Raw genomic sequence first — 15,525 nt, forward strand, 5'->3', positions numbered from 1 at the left:
TTCACCCCTTGGGACACTACGATGGATTCTCTTGTCGTTCCGGATATCGACCTGTTGCGTCGCTGGCTGGATCAGCAAAATATCACCTGGTTCGAATGTGATGCCTGTCAGGCACTCCATCTGCCGCACATGCAAAATTTCGATGGGGTGTTTGACGCCAAAATCGATCTGGTCGACAACGTTATTCTCTTCTCCGCACTGGCAGAAGTGAAGCCGACGGCGCTGATCCCGCTGGTTGGCGATCTGTCGCAGATCAATGCCAGTTCACTCACGGTAAAAGCCTTTATCGACATTCAGGACGACAACCTGCCGAAGCTGATTGTCTGCCAGTCTCTCGGTACTACCGCCGGCTTGACCTTCGGCCAGTTCGCCAGCTTTATGAAGCAGAGCGAAGAGCAGGTCTCCATGGTGATTATGGAGGCCTTCGCCAATAATTTGCTGATGATGGGCGAAGAGGAAGAGCGCACGCCCGCCAGCTTCAGCCATTCACTGCTGCACTAGGCCAGCCGCTTTTACCGTCTCGTTTTAACTGCCGCTTTATGCGGCAGTTTTCATTTCTGGCTTCGCCATTTTTTATTCTGCATTTTGCCCTTTAATGCCAGATATTTCTCGTGCTTTATGCCATTCCTGCCAGACCACATAGCACAAACATGCATAACCTGTCGCTAAAAGGCGTTTTTTACGCTGGGGTATGGTAGAGCAAAGGACGGGGGGCTATTCTTGCGGGGCTGCATGGTACGTGGATTCGCAGCGCAGGTATCAGTTTTTACTATTAAACTCTCAATGAATATTGATTCATTGTGTCTGTGAATTGACGCACAGCTCGCAGCGCTGGGATCAGGTCTGGCCAGGTTGTGACGATCCGCTCAGGAGGAAGTAAGAAGATGTTCAATCAGAAAAAATGGTTGTCAGCTGCGGTTACCGGCGTACTGATGGTCGCCTCAGCAGGATCGATGGCGGAAGATAAAACGCTGCATGTCTATAACTGGTCAGATTATATCTCGGCGGACACCGTTCCGAATTTTGAAAAGCAGTCTGGCATTAAAGTGGTCTACGACGTCTTCGATTCCAACGAAGTGCTGGAAGGCAAACTGATGGCGGGCAGCACCGGCTACGACGTGGTTGTGCCATCCTCCAGCTTCCTGGCGCGCCAGCTGCAGTCTGGCGTATTCCAGCCGCTGGATAAGAGCAAACTGCCGAACTACAAAAATCTCGATCCTGAGCTGATGAAGAAAGTCGCCCAGCACGATCCCGATAATAAATACGCGATTCCTTATCTGTGGGGCACCACCGGTATCGGCTATAACGTCGAGAAGGTGAAAGCCGCGCTGGGCGCTGATGCGCCGGTCAACAGCTGGGATCTGGTGCTGAAGCCGGAAAACCTGGAGAAGCTGAAGAGCTGCGGCGTCTCTTTCCTTGACGCGCCAGAAGAGATTTTCGCCACCGTGCTGAATTATCTCGGCAAAGATCCTAACAGCTCCGACGCCAAAGATTACTCCGGCGCGGCGACCGATCTGCTGCTGAAGCTGCGCCCCAGCATTCGCTACTTCCACTCGTCGCAGTACATCAATGACCTGGCAAACGGCAATACCTGCGTCGCTATTGGCTGGTCCGGCGATATTCTGCAGGCGAAAAAACGTGCTGAACAGGCGAAAAACGGCGTGCAGCTCGCCTACAGCGTACCGAAAGAGGGCGCGCTCGCCTTCTTCGACATGATGGCGATTCCGAAGGACGCGAAAAATCTTGATGCGGCCTATCAGTGGCTGAACTACATCATGGATCCGAAAGTCATTGCCGACGTTTCCAACAAGATGTCCTACGCTAACGGTAACAAGGCATCGCTGCCGCTCATCAATGCCGACGTCCGCAACAATCCGGGCATCTTCCCGACGCCGGAAGCGATGTCGAAGCTGTTCGTGCTGAAAGTGCAGGATCCGAAGCTGGATCGCGCGCGCACCCGTGCGTGGACGCGAGTGAAAAGCGGGAAATAAACGGCTTTTTGCGCAATCGCAAGCTTACAACCTGGAACAGAGGCGCTGCGCTGGCCTCTGTTTTCTCTTTTTTAGCGGCTGGCTTAGCCGTTCCGCGTAGACCGGAGTGAACTGTTAGTGAACGACGCGATCCCTCGTCCCCCCCATAAAACCGCAAAGGCGTTAACGCCGCTGCTGGAGATCCACAACCTGACCAAGTCCTTCGACGGGCAGCACGCCGTCGATGACGTCAGCCTGACCATCTATAAAGGCGAAATTTTCGCGCTGCTCGGCGCCTCCGGCTGCGGAAAATCAACGCTGCTGCGTATGCTGGCAGGGTTTGAGCCGCCAACCAGCGGGCAGATCGTGCTGGACGGACAGGATCTCTCCCACGTTCCGCCTTACCAGCGCCCGGTAAATATGATGTTTCAGTCCTACGCGCTCTTCCCGCATATGACGGTGGAGCAGAACATCGCGTTCGGGCTCAAGCAGGACAGACTGCCGAAGGGCGAAATCACGGCGCGCGTGCAGGAGATGCTGGCGCTGGTGCATATGCAGGAGTTCGCGAAGCGCAAGCCGCACCAGCTCTCCGGCGGCCAGCGTCAGCGCGTGGCGCTGGCGCGCAGCCTGGCGAAGCGTCCCAAGCTGCTGCTGCTCGACGAGCCGATGGGGGCGCTCGATAAAAAATTGCGCGACCGGATGCAGCTGGAAGTGGTAGACATCCTTGAGCGCGTTGGCGCGACCTGCGTGATGGTCACCCACGACCAGGAAGAGGCGATGACCATGGCGGGCCGTATTGCCATTATGAACCGCGGCAAGTTCGTGCAGATCGGCGAGCCGGAAGAGATTTATGAACATCCCACTACCGTTTACAGCGCCGAGTTTATCGGCTCGGTTAATGTCTTTAACGGCATGCTGCGTGAACGTCAGGAAGATGGTCTGGTCATCGACAGCCCGGGGCTGGTGCATCCGCTGAAGGTCGACTCCGACGTATCAGTACCGGATAACGTGCCGGTGCATGTCGCGCTGCGCCCGGAAAAAGTGATGTTATGCGAAGAGGTGCCGGAAGATGGTTATAACTTCGCCGTTGGCGAAGTGGTGCATATCGCCTACCTCGGCGACCTCTCTATCTATCATGTGCGGCTGAAAAGCGGGCAGATGATCAGCGCCCAGCTGCAGAATGCCCACCGTTTCCGCAAAGGTCTGCCGACCTGGGGCGATGAAGTTCGCCTCTGCTGGGATGTCGACAGCTGTGTGGTGCTGACGGCTTAAGGAGACGTAATGAGCCAACTTTTTCACTCCAGCAAGCCGGTCCGCGCCCGGCTGGCCGGTACGCCGCTGCAGCGCTGGGCGACGCGCATGAAAATGCGTCACGGCCGCAAGCTGGCGATCGCGCTGCCTTACGTCTGGCTGGTGCTTTTTTTCCTGCTGCCGTTTTTGATTGTGCTGAAGATCAGCTTCGCCGATATTGCGCGCGCCATTCCGCCCTATACCGAGCTGATTAGCTGGGCTGACGATCAGCTCAATATCGTGCTCAATCTGGGCAACTACCTGACGCTGACCGACGATCCGCTCTACGTGGATGCCTATCTGCAGTCGCTGAAGGTGGCGGCAATTTCGACCTTGATCTGCCTGCTGGTGGGCTATCCGCTCGCCTGGGCGGTAGCGCACAGTAAGCCTTCGATGCGCACCATCCTGCTGCTGCTGGTGATCCTGCCGTCGTGGACCTCTTTCCTGGTGCGTGTCTACGCCTGGATGGGCCTGCTGAATAATAACGGCATCCTGAACCGCTTCCTGATGTGGCTGGGTGTTATCGACCATCCGCTGGTGATCCTCTATACCAATACGGCGGTCTATATCGGTATCGTCTACTGCTACCTGCCGTTTATGGTGCTGCCGATCTATACCGCCCTGACGCGCATCGACTATTCGCTGGTGGAAGCCTCGCTCGATCTCGGCGCGAAGCCGCTGAAAACCTTTTTCAGCGTGATTGTGCCGCTGACTAAAGGCGGCATTATCGCCGGTTCGATGCTGGTCTTTATCCCGGCGGTGGGCGAATACGTCATTCCGGAACTGCTGGGCGGTCCGGACAGCATTATGATTGGCCGTATCCTGTGGCAGGAATTTTTCAACAACCGCGACTGGCCGGTTGCCTCGGCGCTGGCGGTGATTATCCTGCTGATTTTGATTTTGCCTATCGTCTGGTTCCATAAGCATCAAAACCGTGAAATGGGAGAGAAGGAATGAACCAGCTGCCTGCGATCCGCTCGCCATGGCGCACCGCCATTCTGCTCTGCGGTTTCCTCTTTCTTTATGCGCCGATGCTGCTGCTGGTGGTCTACTCCTTTAACAGCTCGCAGCTGGTGACGGTATGGGAGAGCTTCTCTTTTCACTGGTATCGCGTGCTGTTTCAGGACGACGCCATGCTCGACGCGGTAGGGCTGAGTCTGACCATCGCCGCGCTGAGCGCCACCATGGCGGTGGTGCTTGGCACGATGGCTGCGGTAGTGGTGGTGCGCTTTGGCCGTTTCCGCGGCCATACCGGCTTCGCCTTTATGCTGACCGCGCCGCTGGTGATGCCTGATGTGATCACCGGGCTGTCGCTGCTGCTGCTGTTTGTCGCCATGGGCAACGCTTTTGGCTGGCCGAGCGATCGCGGCATGCTGACCATCTGGCTGGCGCACGTCACCTTCTGTACCGCCTATGTGGCGGTGGTGATCAATTCACGCCTGCGCGAGCTCGATCGCTCCATCGAAGAGGCAGCGATGGATCTGGGCGCAACGCCGCTGAAGGTTTTCTTTGTGATTACCGTGCCGATGATCGCACCAGCGATCGTTACCGGCTGGCTGCTGGCCTTTACGCTGTCGCTGGACGATCTGGTGATCGCCAGCTTCGTCACCGGGCCTGGCGCGACGACCTTGCCGATGGCGATCTTCGCCACCGTACGACGCGGCGTAAACCCGGAAATTAACGCGCTGGCCTCGCTGATCCTGTTTGTGGTCGGGCTGGTTGGGTTTATCGCCTGGCGCTGGATGGCGCACGAAGAAAAGCAGCGTGTGCGCGATATTCAGAAAGCCAGACGTGGCTGAAATCCGCAGCTTTTGCCACTATAAAAGCGGGCGGTTTTTTCCGCCCGCTTGCGTACCGTGACGGAGCCTTGCCATGTCGGAAACCCTGAAAAACAGCGATTTTATCTCTCTCGCCCCCGTATCGGTGACGGTCGCGGGCATCGCCATTATCGCCACGCGCTGCCTGAGCGTGCTGATGCTGGCGAACGAGCTGGGCTTTGAGGAGATAGTGAACTTTGTTCACCGCAGCGCGCAGGCCTGGGATTCCACCCTTATCTTTATCGCCAGCCAGCTGATCTTTTTTTATGAGCTGCGCTGCGCCTTTCTGCTGTTGCGCGGCAGCAACCGCGGCCGCTGGGGCTTTTTCGCCACCCAGATCGCGGTGCTGCTCTATATGCTGCTGGCGTCGACTGGCGCTATCTACCCGGAGATTTTCAGCATCAGCGGCGCGAACAACGCGCAAATAATTCACCATACGCTGATGCAAAAGCTGCCCGATTTGCTGGTGCTGGGACTGCTGTTTGTGCCGGCCAGCAGCCGCGCATTTTTCCGTAAGCGGTGATACAATCGCGCTCCGCCCGACCCCCTGGGAGTAACACAGGCCTTACCCGATGCAATGCGCGCTCTATGACGCCGACCGCTGCCGTTCATGTCAGTGGCTGGAAAAACCCTATTCGCAACAGCTCAGCGACAAGCAGGCGCGGCTGGAAGCGCTGCTGGCGCAGCAGCCGGTAGCGCAGTGGCTGCCGCCGGTGACCTCGGCGCAGCAGGCGTTTCGCAACAAGGCGAAGATGGTGGTCAGCGGCAGCGTGGAGCGTCCGGTGCTGGGCATGGTGCAGCGCGACGGCAACGCAGTGGATCTCAGTGCCTGTCCACTCTATCCAGAGAGCTTTGCGCCGGTTTTTGCCGCGCTGAAACCCTTTATCGCCCGTGCGGGCTTAACTCCCTATAACGTGGCGCGCAGGCGCGGCGAGCTGAAATTTCTGCTGCTGACTGAAAGCACGCAGGGCGGCATGATGCTGCGCTTTGTGCTGCGCTCCCGGGAAAAACTGGAGCAGCTGCGTGCCGCGCTGCCGTGGCTGCAGCAACAGCTGCCGCAGCTTAAGGTGATCTCCGCGAATATACAGCCGGTGCATATGGCGATTCTGGAAGGGGATGAGGAGATTGCGCTGACGCCGTCTCAGTCGCTGGCGGAGAGCTTTAATCAGGTGCCGCTCTGGATCCGACCGCAGAGCTTTTTCCAGACTAACCCGCAGGTTGCCGCCGCGCTCTACGCTACGGCGCGCGACTGGGTGCGCGAGCTGGCGATCGGCAGCATGTGGGATCTCTTCTGCGGCGTCGGCGGTTTTGGCCTGCACTGCGCCACGCCGCAGATGCAGCTGACTGGCATTGAGATCAGCGCCGAGGCGATCGCCTGCGCGCAGCGTTCGGCGGAGATGCTGGGGCTGGAAAAGGTCAGTTTCGCCGCGCTCGACTCGACCGCTTTCGCTACCGGACGCGACGCGGTGCCCGATCTGGTGCTGGTCAATCCGCCGCGCCGCGGCATCGGCAAAGCGCTGTGCGACTACCTGAGCCGTATGGCGCCCGGCTATATTCTCTACTCCAGCTGCAATCCCGAAAGCATGGCGCAGGATATTGCGCGTCTGGCGGACTATCGCGTAACGCGCGTGCAGCTGTTCGATATGTTTCCGCACACCGCGCATTTTGAGGTGCTGAGCCTGCTGACGCGCCAGGATGCGCAAGAGGGTGGGCCAGCGTCCTGACAGCCTGTACTGAGGACGATGCAGAACCGGTCAGGCTTCAGCCCGCTGGCCCATAGCGGCGAATTACTCGGGGAACCACTTCTGATTGAGCTGCTGCAGGACGCCGTTGCTCTTCAGCGTCGCCAGCGCGCCGTTCAGCCTGTCGCGCAGCGCGTCGTTGCCTTTACGCACCGCAATGCCCAGGCCGGTGCCAAAGTAAGCCTTATCCGTCACGTGCTCGCCAACCGGGGCTAAATCCGCGTTGGTTTTCAGCCACTGATTCACTACCGCCGTATCGCCGAAGACACCGTCTATACGGCCATTTTTCATATCAAGAATGGCGTTCTGATAGCTGTCGTAGGCGACAGCGGCGATCTCAGGATGCTTCTCCTGCAGATATTTCTGGTGCGTCGTGCCGTTCTCAACGCCGATACGTTTGCCCTTCAGCGAGGCGAAATCGCTGAACTTGCCTTTGCGCGCGATAACGATAGCGGAGTTGGCGTAGTAGGGCTGGGTAAAGTCCACCTGCTTGCTGCGCTCGTCAGTAATATCCATGCCGGAGATGACCGCGTCAAAACGGCGGAACTTCAGCGACGGGATCAGACTATCGAACGCGTTATTGGTGAAGGTGCACTCCGCCTTTAACTGCTGGCAGAGCGCCTTCGCCAGATCGATATCGTATCCCACGATCTGGTTGTCGCGATCCAGTGATTCAAACGGGGGATAGGTAGCGGAAGAGGCGAAGCGAATTGACTCCGCCGCGTGGGCGCTCATTGCCAGAGTCGCCAGCGCGGCGGCAAGGATCCATTTTTTCATCGTGTAACTCCTGAAAGCCATACCAGAGGCGGAACGGTTGACACGATGCCAGTAAATGAATCCTTATGCAATATTTGTGAGTAAAAAATTAAAAAGGCGAGCATTGCTCGCCTGGATATTAACTTCTGCGCTCAAAGGCCAGCGCGCGCCGCTCAATCAGCCGCATCATCAGCGTCAACAGACCATTCACCACCAGATAAACCAGTCCGGCGGCGGCGAACACCATCACGTCATAGGTGCGGCCGTAGAGCAGCTGACCGTGGCCCATCACTTCCATCAGCGTAATGGTGTAGGCAAGCGATGTGCCTTTAAACACCAGCACCACCTCGTTGGAGTAGGAGGAGAGGGCGCGTTTAAACGCATAGGGCAGCAGAATGCGCAGCGTATCTTTACGGCTCATTCCCAGCGCGGCGCAGGATTGCCACTGACCTGCCGGAATGGCGCGCATCGCGCCGTAAAAGAGCTGCGTAGTATAGGCGGCGCTGTTAAGCGACAGCGCCAGCATGGCGCAGAGCCACGGCTGCGACAGCAGATGCCACAGCCAGGGAATGCTTTGCAGGCTGGGAAACTGGCCGGGGCCGTAGTAGATCAGGAAGATCTGCACCAGCAGCGGCGTGCCGGTAAACAGGGTGATATATATTTTCACCAGCGGATTCAGCAGCGGCGTTTTCAGCGACAACACGACGGTAAAAAGCAGCGCCAGAACCAGCGCCACCAGCAGCGACGCCAGCGTCAGCGTCAGGCTGGTATGCAGCCCTTTCAGGATCTCAGGCAGGTAGCTCAGCATCAGCTATTTCCTCGCTCGAAGCGGGTAGTGCGCAGCTCGATACGGCGCAGCACCGCCTGGCTCAGCAGCGTAATCACCAGATAGATGGCCGCCGCAATCAGAAACCAGGTAAAAGGCTCCTGGGTGCGGGTCGCAATGCTTTTGGTTTGCAGCATCAGATCGTTAACGCTGATCAGCGATACCAGCGCAGTATCTTTCAGCAGCACCAGCCACTGGTTGCCGAGGCCCGGCAGCGCGTGACGCCACATCTGCGGCATAATCAGACGCAGAAAAATAGCGGACTTTTTCATGCCCAGCGCCTGACCCGACTCCCATTGACCCTGCGGCACCGCCTTCAGCGCGCCGCGCAGAGTTTGCGAGGCGTAGGCGGAGTAGAGGATCGCCAGCGCGATGACCCCACACAGAAACGGACTGACGTCGAAGTTTTCGATCGCCACCTGCACCGGCAGCTTAAACAGGCCAAAATTCAGGGTAAAGCCGTCGGAAAGCACCAGCAGCAGCTGCGAAGCGCCGAAGTAGATAAACAGCACCACCAGGATCTCCGGCAGTCCGCGGATCAGCGTTACCAGCGCCGTGCCGATCCACGCCAGCGGCTTAAACCGCAGCGATTCCCAGCCGGCAAAAATCATCGCCAGCGCAAGGCCGGCGATCAGGGCGCAAACAGCGAGGCCGACGGTCATGCCGGCGGCGCTGGCGAGAGGATAGAACTCACTCATCGGTAATTACTGCTGGAACCATTTGCTGTAGATGGTTTTGTAAGTGCCATCGGCCTTCACCTTATCCAGCGCGGCGTCAAACTTCGCCTGCAGATCGGTGTTGCCCTGACGTACGGCGATGCCGAGACCTGTGCCGAAGTAAGCTTTGTCCGTCACTTTGTCGCCGACCGCCGCCAGGCTGGCGTTCTGCTTCAGCCACTCGTTAACGACCGCGGTGTCGCCGAATACCGCATCGATACGGCCGTTTTTCAGATCCAGCACCGCGTTCTGGTAGCTGTCGTAAGGCACAGTGGTGATGTCGGCATGCTGATCGTTAAGGTATTTCTGGTGCGTCGTGCCGTTCTGTACGCCGACGCGCTTGCCTTTCAGCGCGGCCACATCGGCCACCTTGCCTTTCTGCGCGATAAACAGCGCGGAGTTGTCATAGTAAGGCTTGCTGAACAGCACCTGCTTTTCACGTTCCGGGGTGATATCCATACCGGCCATCACCGCATCGAAACGGCGGAACTTCAGGCTCGGGATCAGGCTGTCGAACGCCTGGTTGGTAAAGGTGCAGGTCGCGTTCATCTCTTTACAGAGCGCATTCGCCAGGTCGACGTCAAAGCCCTGAATCTTGTTGCTGGAATCGACAAACTCAAACGGAGGATAGGAGGCTTCGGTGGCGAAGCGAATAGTCTGGGCAGCAGACGCGCTCAGGCTCAGACCAGCAAGCAGTGCAGCAAGGACGATTTTTTTCATTTAGAGCTTCCTGACTTAGTGCGAAAGATAATGTGCAAACGCCTCGGTTTGCGGCTGTGTAAATCGGCTGGCGTCACCCTGTTCCACGATATGGCCGTTCTCCATATAGACCACGCGGCTGGCGGTTTTACGGGCGACTTCTACCTCGTGCGTAACGATAACCTGGGTAATGTGCGTCTGGGCGAGTTCGCGGATAATGCTGACGATCTGCGCGGTAATTTCCGGATCAAGCGCGGCGGTCGGCTCATCGAACAGCAGCACCTGCGGCTCCATCATCAGGGCGCGCGCGATGGCGACACGCTGCTGCTGGCCGCCGGAGAGGTGCAGCGGAAAACGATCGGCGTAGGGCGTGAGGCGCAGGCGATCCAGCAGCTTGTCGGCGCGCGCGCGGGCATCCGCTTTGCTGAGGCCCAGCACGCGGCATGGCGCTTCGATCAGGTTCTGCACCACGGTCAGATGCGGCCAGAGGTTATATTGCTGGAAGACCATACCGACATTCTGACGCAGTTCGCGGATAGCGGCGTCAGAGGGCGTTTTATTGAAGTCGAAATGATTACCGGCGATTTTCAGGCTGCCTGAGCGAGGCTGCTCCAGCAGGTTAAGCACGCGCAGGAGTGAACTTTTCCCCGCGCCGCTTGGGCCGAGCAGCACCAGCGTTTCGCCTTGCGGGCAATCCAGATTGATGTCAAACAGCGCCTGGTGGGCGCCGTAAAAGCAGTTAATCCCGTTTAGTTGAATACTCATGCGCAAATTTTGAATAGCCATTAGTGCCGCGAATCTTAACCGCACCAGAATAGTTATGCAAATGAAGTGGGTTAAAATTTATTAAACCGCAGAGAAACAGTTAAAGGGTAGCACAATATCGCGCCACTCAACGTCGCCAGGCCAGGCAGGCGGCGATGATGTAAAAAAACGCGCCGCTGTTCAGCGGCGCGCGTCATAAAACCTGAGGGTTATTTCTTTGTCTGTTCTAACGCCTGGCTCAGCGTACCGCCGCCCGGATGCGGCCAGTCAGCGACGTAGCGCACGTCATCCACGACCCAGCAGGTGCCTTCGCGGATCATCAACACCTCGTCCTGCCAGCTTTTACCGTCGCGGCTCAGCTCGACGCGCAGCGGAATATTACGCGCGTCGCGGTTCGGGATAGTCGAGCTGTCCGCCACGCTGGCGGCGGTTGGCCCTTGCGGCAGGCTGGAGAAGAGATCGCCGCTGCGCCACTGCGCCGTAGTATTGCTGCCTTGCGCGTTCGCCTGTTGTAGCGCCTGATAGAGGCGTTCGCTCAGGTAAGGGCGGTACTTCGCCAGCTGATCGCTGCCGGGCAGGCCTTGCGTCGGCTGCTGGATGCGCAGATCGTAAAATTGCTGCGCGACGCTGTCAGGGCCGCCGTCGACGCAGGGTGCGGTGCGTGGGCCATTGTCCTTGATCACCGGCTCGACCGTCGTACAGGCGGAGAGCAGCAGTGCGGCGGGAAGCAGCAGCGCAAAGGCTTTGTTTCTCATCTCGATTTCCTTATTGTCTCTGGCAAAGCGTCATTTTTAGCATAGAGTATAGCCGTGCTTTTTAGTCGAAAGAGCCTTGCACGCCATTTCATATAAGGAGAGAGCGATGAAATTTTCCACCACGCCCACCCTGGAAGGACACAGCATCAGCGATTACTGCGGCGTCGTTACCGGCGAAGCTATCCTCGGCGCGAACATTTTCCGCGACTTTTTCGCCGGTATCCGCGATGTGGTCGGCGGACGTTCCGGCGCCTATGAGAAAGAGCTGCGCAAGGCGCGTGAAATCGCCTTTGAAGAGCTGGAAGCGCAGGCGAAATCGCTGGGCGCCAACGCGGTGGTCGGTATTGATATCGATTACGAAACCGTAGGCAAGGACGGCAGCATGCTGATGGTCAGCGTGACCGGCACGGCGGTGATCCTGCGTTGAGGCTGTTGCTGGCGGCGCTGACGCTGCTGCTGGCGGGATGCCAGAGCGGGATAGAATCGCGGCAGGGCTACTGGGTCGATACGCAGCATCCCGCTTATGGCGCCAGGCCGCGTATTAAAGTGGTTGTCATCCACTATACCGCCGAAGATTTTCCCTCTTCGCTGGCGACGCTGACCGATCGCGACGTCAGCGCCCACTACCTTATTCCTCGCCAGCCGCCGCAGCGCGCCGGAAAACATGTGGTCTGGCAGCTGGTGCCGGAGAGCCAGCTCGCCTGGCATGCCGGCCCCAGCTTCTGGCGCGGCGCAACGCGCATTAACGATACCTCGATCGGCATTGAGCTGGTGAACCGCGGCTACACGCGCACGTTAACCGGGCGCGACTGGCAGCCCTTTACCGACGCGCAGATCGCCGCGCTGATACCCTTGCTGAAGGATATTGCTCAACGCTACGCCATTGCGCCGGAGAATATTGTGGGCCACAGCGATGTCGCGCCGCAGCGCAAGCAGGACCCCGGTCCGCGGTTTCCCTGGCGTCAGCTGGCGCAGCAGGGCATCGGCGCCTGGCCGGAGGCGGCTCGCGTGCAGCGTTATTTAGCGGGAAGGGCGGCAACAGCGCCGGTAGAAACAGAAACGCTGCTGTCGGCGCTGTCGCGCTACGGCTATGACGTCAGCGGCGCGACCACGCCGCGCCAGCAACAGCAGCTGATCGCGGCGTTTCAGATGCATTTTCGTCCGGCGGACTATCGCGGTTTGCCGGACGCGGAAACGCTGGCGATTGCCGAAGCGCTGCTGGAGAAGTATGGCGGTTAACGCTGCAGGAACGCTTTCCAGTGCGCCACCAGCTGCTCCAGCGCATGACGATCGACATCAAGATGCGTCACGATACGCGTCACCGGCCCGACGCTTAACAATACGTCGCGCTGGGCGAACCAGCTTTGCAGTGCCTGGACCTGCTCGGCGGGCACGCGCACGAACAGCATATTAGTCTGCTGATCTACCACCTCAACGCCCGCCTGCTGCAGCTGCTGGCCGAGCCACGCGGCGTTGTCGTGATCCTGCTTCAGACGTGCCACATTGTGCTGCAGCGCATAGAGACCGGCCGCCGCCAGAATACCCGCCTGGCGCATACCGCCGCCTGCCATTTTGCGCCAGCGGCGGGCGCGTTCGATATAGGCCTTATCGCCGCACAGCAGCGATCCCACCGGCGTGCCCAGCCCTTTCGACAGGCAGATAGTCAGGGTATCGCAGTAGCGCGCGATCGCTTCCAGCGTAACGTTTTGCGCCACCACCGCGTTAAAGATGCGCGCGCCGTCGATATGCAGCGCCAGTTTACGTTCGCGGCTGAACGCATAGGCGCGGGCGAGATAGTCGAGCGGCAGCACCTTACCGTGATGAGTATTTTCCAGGCTGAGCAGGCGAGTCCGCGCGAAGTGAATATCGTCCGGCTTGATGGCGGCCGCGACTAAATCGAGCGGCAGCGTGCCATCTTCGGCGGCAAGGATCGGCTGCGGCTGAATGCTGCCCAGCACCGCCGCGCCGCCCGCTTCATATTTGTAGTTATGCGCCTGCTGGCCGACGATATATTCATCGCCGCGCTCGCAGTGGCTCAGCAGCGCAACCAGATTCGCCTGGGTGCCGGTAGGGAAGAATAGCGCGGCCTCTTTGCCGCTGAGGCGCGCGGCTTCTGCCTCAAGCGCGTTCACGGTCGGGTCGTCGCGATAGACGTCGTCGCCGGTTTCGGCGGCCATCATCGCCTGCAACATCGCGGCGCTGGGCCGGGTTACGGTATCACTGCGTAAATCGATCACGTTGCTCTCCTGAGAAAAGAAAAACGGGCGTAAACGCCCGTTAAGATTAACAACAGGTGCCGAAGCGGGTGACATGAGCAGATCGCAAAGATGCGCAAGGCATCCCTGACGCGGGACGCTTTGCTCTTCTGCCCATGATGACACCCACTTTTCAGACTTCCAGCGCGCTGAAAAGCGCATCAACGCCCGCCGTTCTCTTTCTCTTTTACCGCAGCCAGTTGGTTTTCGCCAGCTCCACGACTTCGTCGCCGCGACCATTCAGAATCGCACGCAGCATATAGATGCTGAAGCCTTTCGCCTGCTCCATCTTGATTTGCGGCGGCATCGCCAGCTCCTCTTTGGCGGTGATGACATCTACCAGCACCGGGCCGGGATGGGCAAAGGCCTGCTCCAGCGCGCCGTTAAGCTCAGACGCTTTTTCCACGCGGATGCCCTTAATGCCGCAGGCTTCGGCGATGGCGGCGAAGTCAGGGTTATCCAGCTCGGTGCCGTCGGTGAGGTAGCCGCCCGCCTTCATCTCCATGGCGACAAAGCCCAGTACGCTGTTGTTAAAGATCACCAGCTTCACCGGCAGCTTGAGCTGCGCCAGGGTAATAAAGTCGCCCATCAGCATGCTGAAGCCGCCGTCGCCGCACAGCGCCACCACCTGACGATCGCGGTTCAGCGCCTGAGCGCCAAGCGCCTGCGGCATGGCGTTAGCCATCGAACCGTGGTTGAAAGAGCCCAGCAGGCGACGACGTCCGTTCATCTTCAGATAGCGCGCGGCCCAGACGGTGGGCGTGCCGACGTCGCAGGTGAAAATCGCGTCATCGCTGGCGTAGTGGCTAATCTGCTGCGCCAGATACTGCGGATGAATCGCCTGTTTGTCGTTGGCGTTGGCCAGCTCATCCAGCCCTTTGCGCGCATCGGCGTAATGTTCCAGCGCGCTGTCGAGATGATGGCGATCGATTTTCTTCTCCAGTCGCGGCAGCAGCGCCTGCAGCGTCGGCTTCACAGCACCGACATACGCCTGATCGAGGTGGCAGTGCGCGCCGAGACTACCGGGATTGATATCAATCTGAATGATTTTCGCGTGTTCCGGATAGAAGGCGCGATAGGGGAATTTGGTGCCGAGCAGCAGCAGCGTATCGGCATTCATCATGGCGTGATAACCGGAGGAGAAGCCGATCAGCCCAGTCATGCCGACATCATAGGGGTTGTCATACTCAAGGTGCTCTTTGCCACGCAGCGCATGGACTATCGGCGCCTTGAGCGTCTCCGCCAGCCGCACCACGTCGTCATGCGCGCCAGCGCAGCCGCTGCCGCACAGTAACGTGATATTGCCGGCATCGTTCAGGGTTTGCGCCAGCAGTGCCAGCTCGCTCTCCTGCGGCACAACCTGCGGCAGCTGCGGAGGATACCACTCGGCAGAGGCGCTCTCCGGCGCAGGCTTCAATGCCACGTCGCCCGGCAAGACCACGACGGATACGCCGCGATTCAGGATCGCCTTGCGCATCGCGATGCCCAGCACCTGCGGCAGCTGCTCCGGGCTGGACACCAGCTCGCAGTAGTGGCTGCACTCGCGGAACAGCTCCTGCGGATGGGTCTCCTGAAAATAGCCGCTGCCAATCTCGCTGGAAGGAATATGCGCGGCGATCGCCAGCACCGGCACGCGGTTGCGGTGGCAATCGAACAGGCCGTTGATCAGGTGCAGGTTGCCAGGCCCGCAGGAACCGGCGCAAACCGCCAGTTCACCGCTGACGTGAGCCTCTGCGCCGGCGGCAAAGGCGGCGACCTCTTCATGGCGCGTCGGCATCCATTCGATGGTGCCCATGCGGTTCAGGCTGTCGCTCAGCCCATTCAGGGAGTCTCCGGTCACCCCCCAGATACGTTTGACACCTGCGTTTTCCAGCGTTTTCGCGATCAGCGCCGCAACGGTCTGTTTCATCGTGTTCTCCTCTGGCGGTAAGCCA

General features: G+C 59.0%; 17 protein-coding genes. 9 read left to right on the forward strand and 8 right to left on the reverse strand.

Annotated elements, in window-relative coordinates; genetic code table 11:
* Window positions 1-21 precede the first annotated feature (21 nt).
* The 7 genes from EKL29_RS00905 (at window position 22) to rlmC (ending at window position 6,801) form a co-directional block, all read left to right on the forward strand.
* Window positions 22-501, forward strand: a complete 480-nt coding sequence (locus EKL29_RS00905; protein WP_120451725.1) for a YbjN domain-containing protein — start codon at window positions 22-24, stop codon at window positions 499-501.
* Window positions 502-884: 383 nt separating this feature from the next.
* A complete protein-coding gene (potF, locus tag EKL29_RS00910) occupies window positions 885-1,991 on the forward strand; it encodes a spermidine/putrescine ABC transporter substrate-binding protein PotF (RefSeq protein ID WP_120451727.1) in 1,107 nt (368 codons plus the stop codon).
* Window positions 1,992-2,108: 117 nt separating this feature from the next.
* A complete protein-coding gene (potG, locus tag EKL29_RS00915) occupies window positions 2,109-3,242 on the forward strand; it encodes a putrescine ABC transporter ATP-binding subunit PotG (protein WP_158591212.1) in 1,134 nt (377 codons plus the stop codon).
* Between the two features lie 9 nt (window positions 3,243-3,251).
* Window positions 3,252-4,217, forward strand: a complete 966-nt coding sequence (gene potH, locus EKL29_RS00920) for a putrescine ABC transporter permease PotH (RefSeq protein ID WP_120451731.1) — start codon at window positions 3,252-3,254, stop codon at window positions 4,215-4,217.
* A complete protein-coding gene (potI, locus tag EKL29_RS00925; RefSeq protein WP_120451733.1) occupies window positions 4,214-5,059 on the forward strand; it encodes a putrescine ABC transporter permease PotI in 846 nt (281 codons plus the stop codon). Before potH ends, potI begins: the two co-directional genes overlap by 4 nt.
* Before the next feature lie 73 nt (window positions 5,060-5,132).
* Window positions 5,133-5,600: a YbjO family protein gene (locus tag EKL29_RS00930; RefSeq protein WP_120451735.1), complete on the forward strand. Its 468-nt coding sequence runs from the start codon at window positions 5,133-5,135 to the stop codon at window positions 5,598-5,600.
* A 49-nt stretch (window positions 5,601-5,649) separates the two neighbouring features.
* Window positions 5,650-6,801, forward strand: a complete 1,152-nt coding sequence (rlmC, locus tag EKL29_RS00935; RefSeq protein ID WP_126688617.1) for a 23S rRNA (uracil(747)-C(5))-methyltransferase RlmC — start codon at window positions 5,650-5,652, stop codon at window positions 6,799-6,801.
* Between the two features lie 63 nt (window positions 6,802-6,864).
* Here rlmC and EKL29_RS00940 read toward each other — a convergent pair whose 3' ends face one another.
* From EKL29_RS00940 to EKL29_RS00965, 6 genes are all read right to left on the reverse strand, one after another.
* The gene (locus EKL29_RS00940) at window positions 6,865-7,596 is read right to left on the reverse strand and encodes an arginine ABC transporter substrate-binding protein (protein WP_126688618.1); all 732 of its coding nucleotides are present in this window, start codon (window positions 7,594-7,596) and stop codon (window positions 6,865-6,867) included.
* A 118-nt stretch (window positions 7,597-7,714) separates the two neighbouring features.
* On the reverse strand, window positions 7,715-8,383 hold the full coding sequence (artM, locus tag EKL29_RS00945) for an arginine ABC transporter permease ArtM (RefSeq protein ID WP_126688619.1): 669 nt from the start codon (window positions 8,381-8,383) through the stop codon (window positions 7,715-7,717).
* The gene (artQ, locus tag EKL29_RS00950) at window positions 8,383-9,099 is read right to left on the reverse strand and encodes an arginine ABC transporter permease ArtQ (protein ID WP_120451743.1); all 717 of its coding nucleotides are present in this window, start codon (window positions 9,097-9,099) and stop codon (window positions 8,383-8,385) included. Before artQ ends, artM begins: the two co-directional genes overlap by 1 nt.
* Before the next feature lie 6 nt (window positions 9,100-9,105).
* Complete coding sequence (gene artJ, locus EKL29_RS00955) at window positions 9,106-9,837, reverse strand: arginine ABC transporter substrate-binding protein (protein WP_126688620.1); 732 nt, start codon at window positions 9,835-9,837, stop codon at window positions 9,106-9,108.
* Window positions 9,838-9,852: 15 nt separating this feature from the next.
* Window positions 9,853-10,581 carry an arginine ABC transporter ATP-binding protein ArtP gene (gene artP, locus EKL29_RS00960; protein WP_120451747.1) on the reverse strand — a complete coding sequence of 243 codons (729 nt, stop codon included), beginning with the start codon at window positions 10,579-10,581 and terminating at the stop codon, window positions 9,853-9,855.
* A 209-nt stretch (window positions 10,582-10,790) separates the two neighbouring features.
* Window positions 10,791-11,336: a lipoprotein gene (locus EKL29_RS00965; RefSeq protein ID WP_126688621.1), complete on the reverse strand. Its 546-nt coding sequence runs from the start codon at window positions 11,334-11,336 to the stop codon at window positions 10,791-10,793.
* Window positions 11,337-11,442: 106 nt separating this feature from the next.
* Here EKL29_RS00965 and EKL29_RS00970 point away from each other — a divergent pair, with 106 nt between their 5' ends.
* Together EKL29_RS00970 and EKL29_RS00975 are read left to right on the forward strand one after the other, a co-directional pair.
* Entirely contained in the window at window positions 11,443-11,763 is a 321-nt protein-coding gene (locus EKL29_RS00970) for a heavy metal-binding domain-containing protein (protein WP_120451752.1), read from the forward strand.
* A complete protein-coding gene (locus tag EKL29_RS00975; protein WP_126688622.1) occupies window positions 11,760-12,575 on the forward strand; it encodes an N-acetylmuramoyl-L-alanine amidase in 816 nt (271 codons plus the stop codon). The genes EKL29_RS00970 and EKL29_RS00975 overlap by 4 nt, the downstream gene beginning before the upstream one ends.
* Here EKL29_RS00975 and ltaE read toward each other — a convergent pair.
* Window positions 12,572-13,573 carry a low-specificity L-threonine aldolase gene (gene ltaE / locus EKL29_RS00980; protein WP_126688623.1) on the reverse strand — a complete coding sequence of 334 codons (1,002 nt, stop codon included), beginning with the start codon at window positions 13,571-13,573 and terminating at the stop codon, window positions 12,572-12,574. The two genes, EKL29_RS00975 and ltaE, sit on opposite strands and share 4 nt — an antisense overlap.
* Before the next feature lie 205 nt (window positions 13,574-13,778).
* Complete coding sequence (gene poxB / locus EKL29_RS00985; RefSeq protein WP_120451758.1) at window positions 13,779-15,500, reverse strand: ubiquinone-dependent pyruvate dehydrogenase; 1,722 nt, start codon at window positions 15,498-15,500, stop codon at window positions 13,779-13,781.
* Window positions 15,501-15,525: the final 25 nt, after the last annotated feature.

The sequence above is a fragment of the Pantoea sp. YU22 genome (assembly GCF_003970755.1).
Lineage (GTDB): Bacteria > Pseudomonadota > Gammaproteobacteria > Enterobacterales > Enterobacteriaceae > Pantoea > Pantoea piersonii.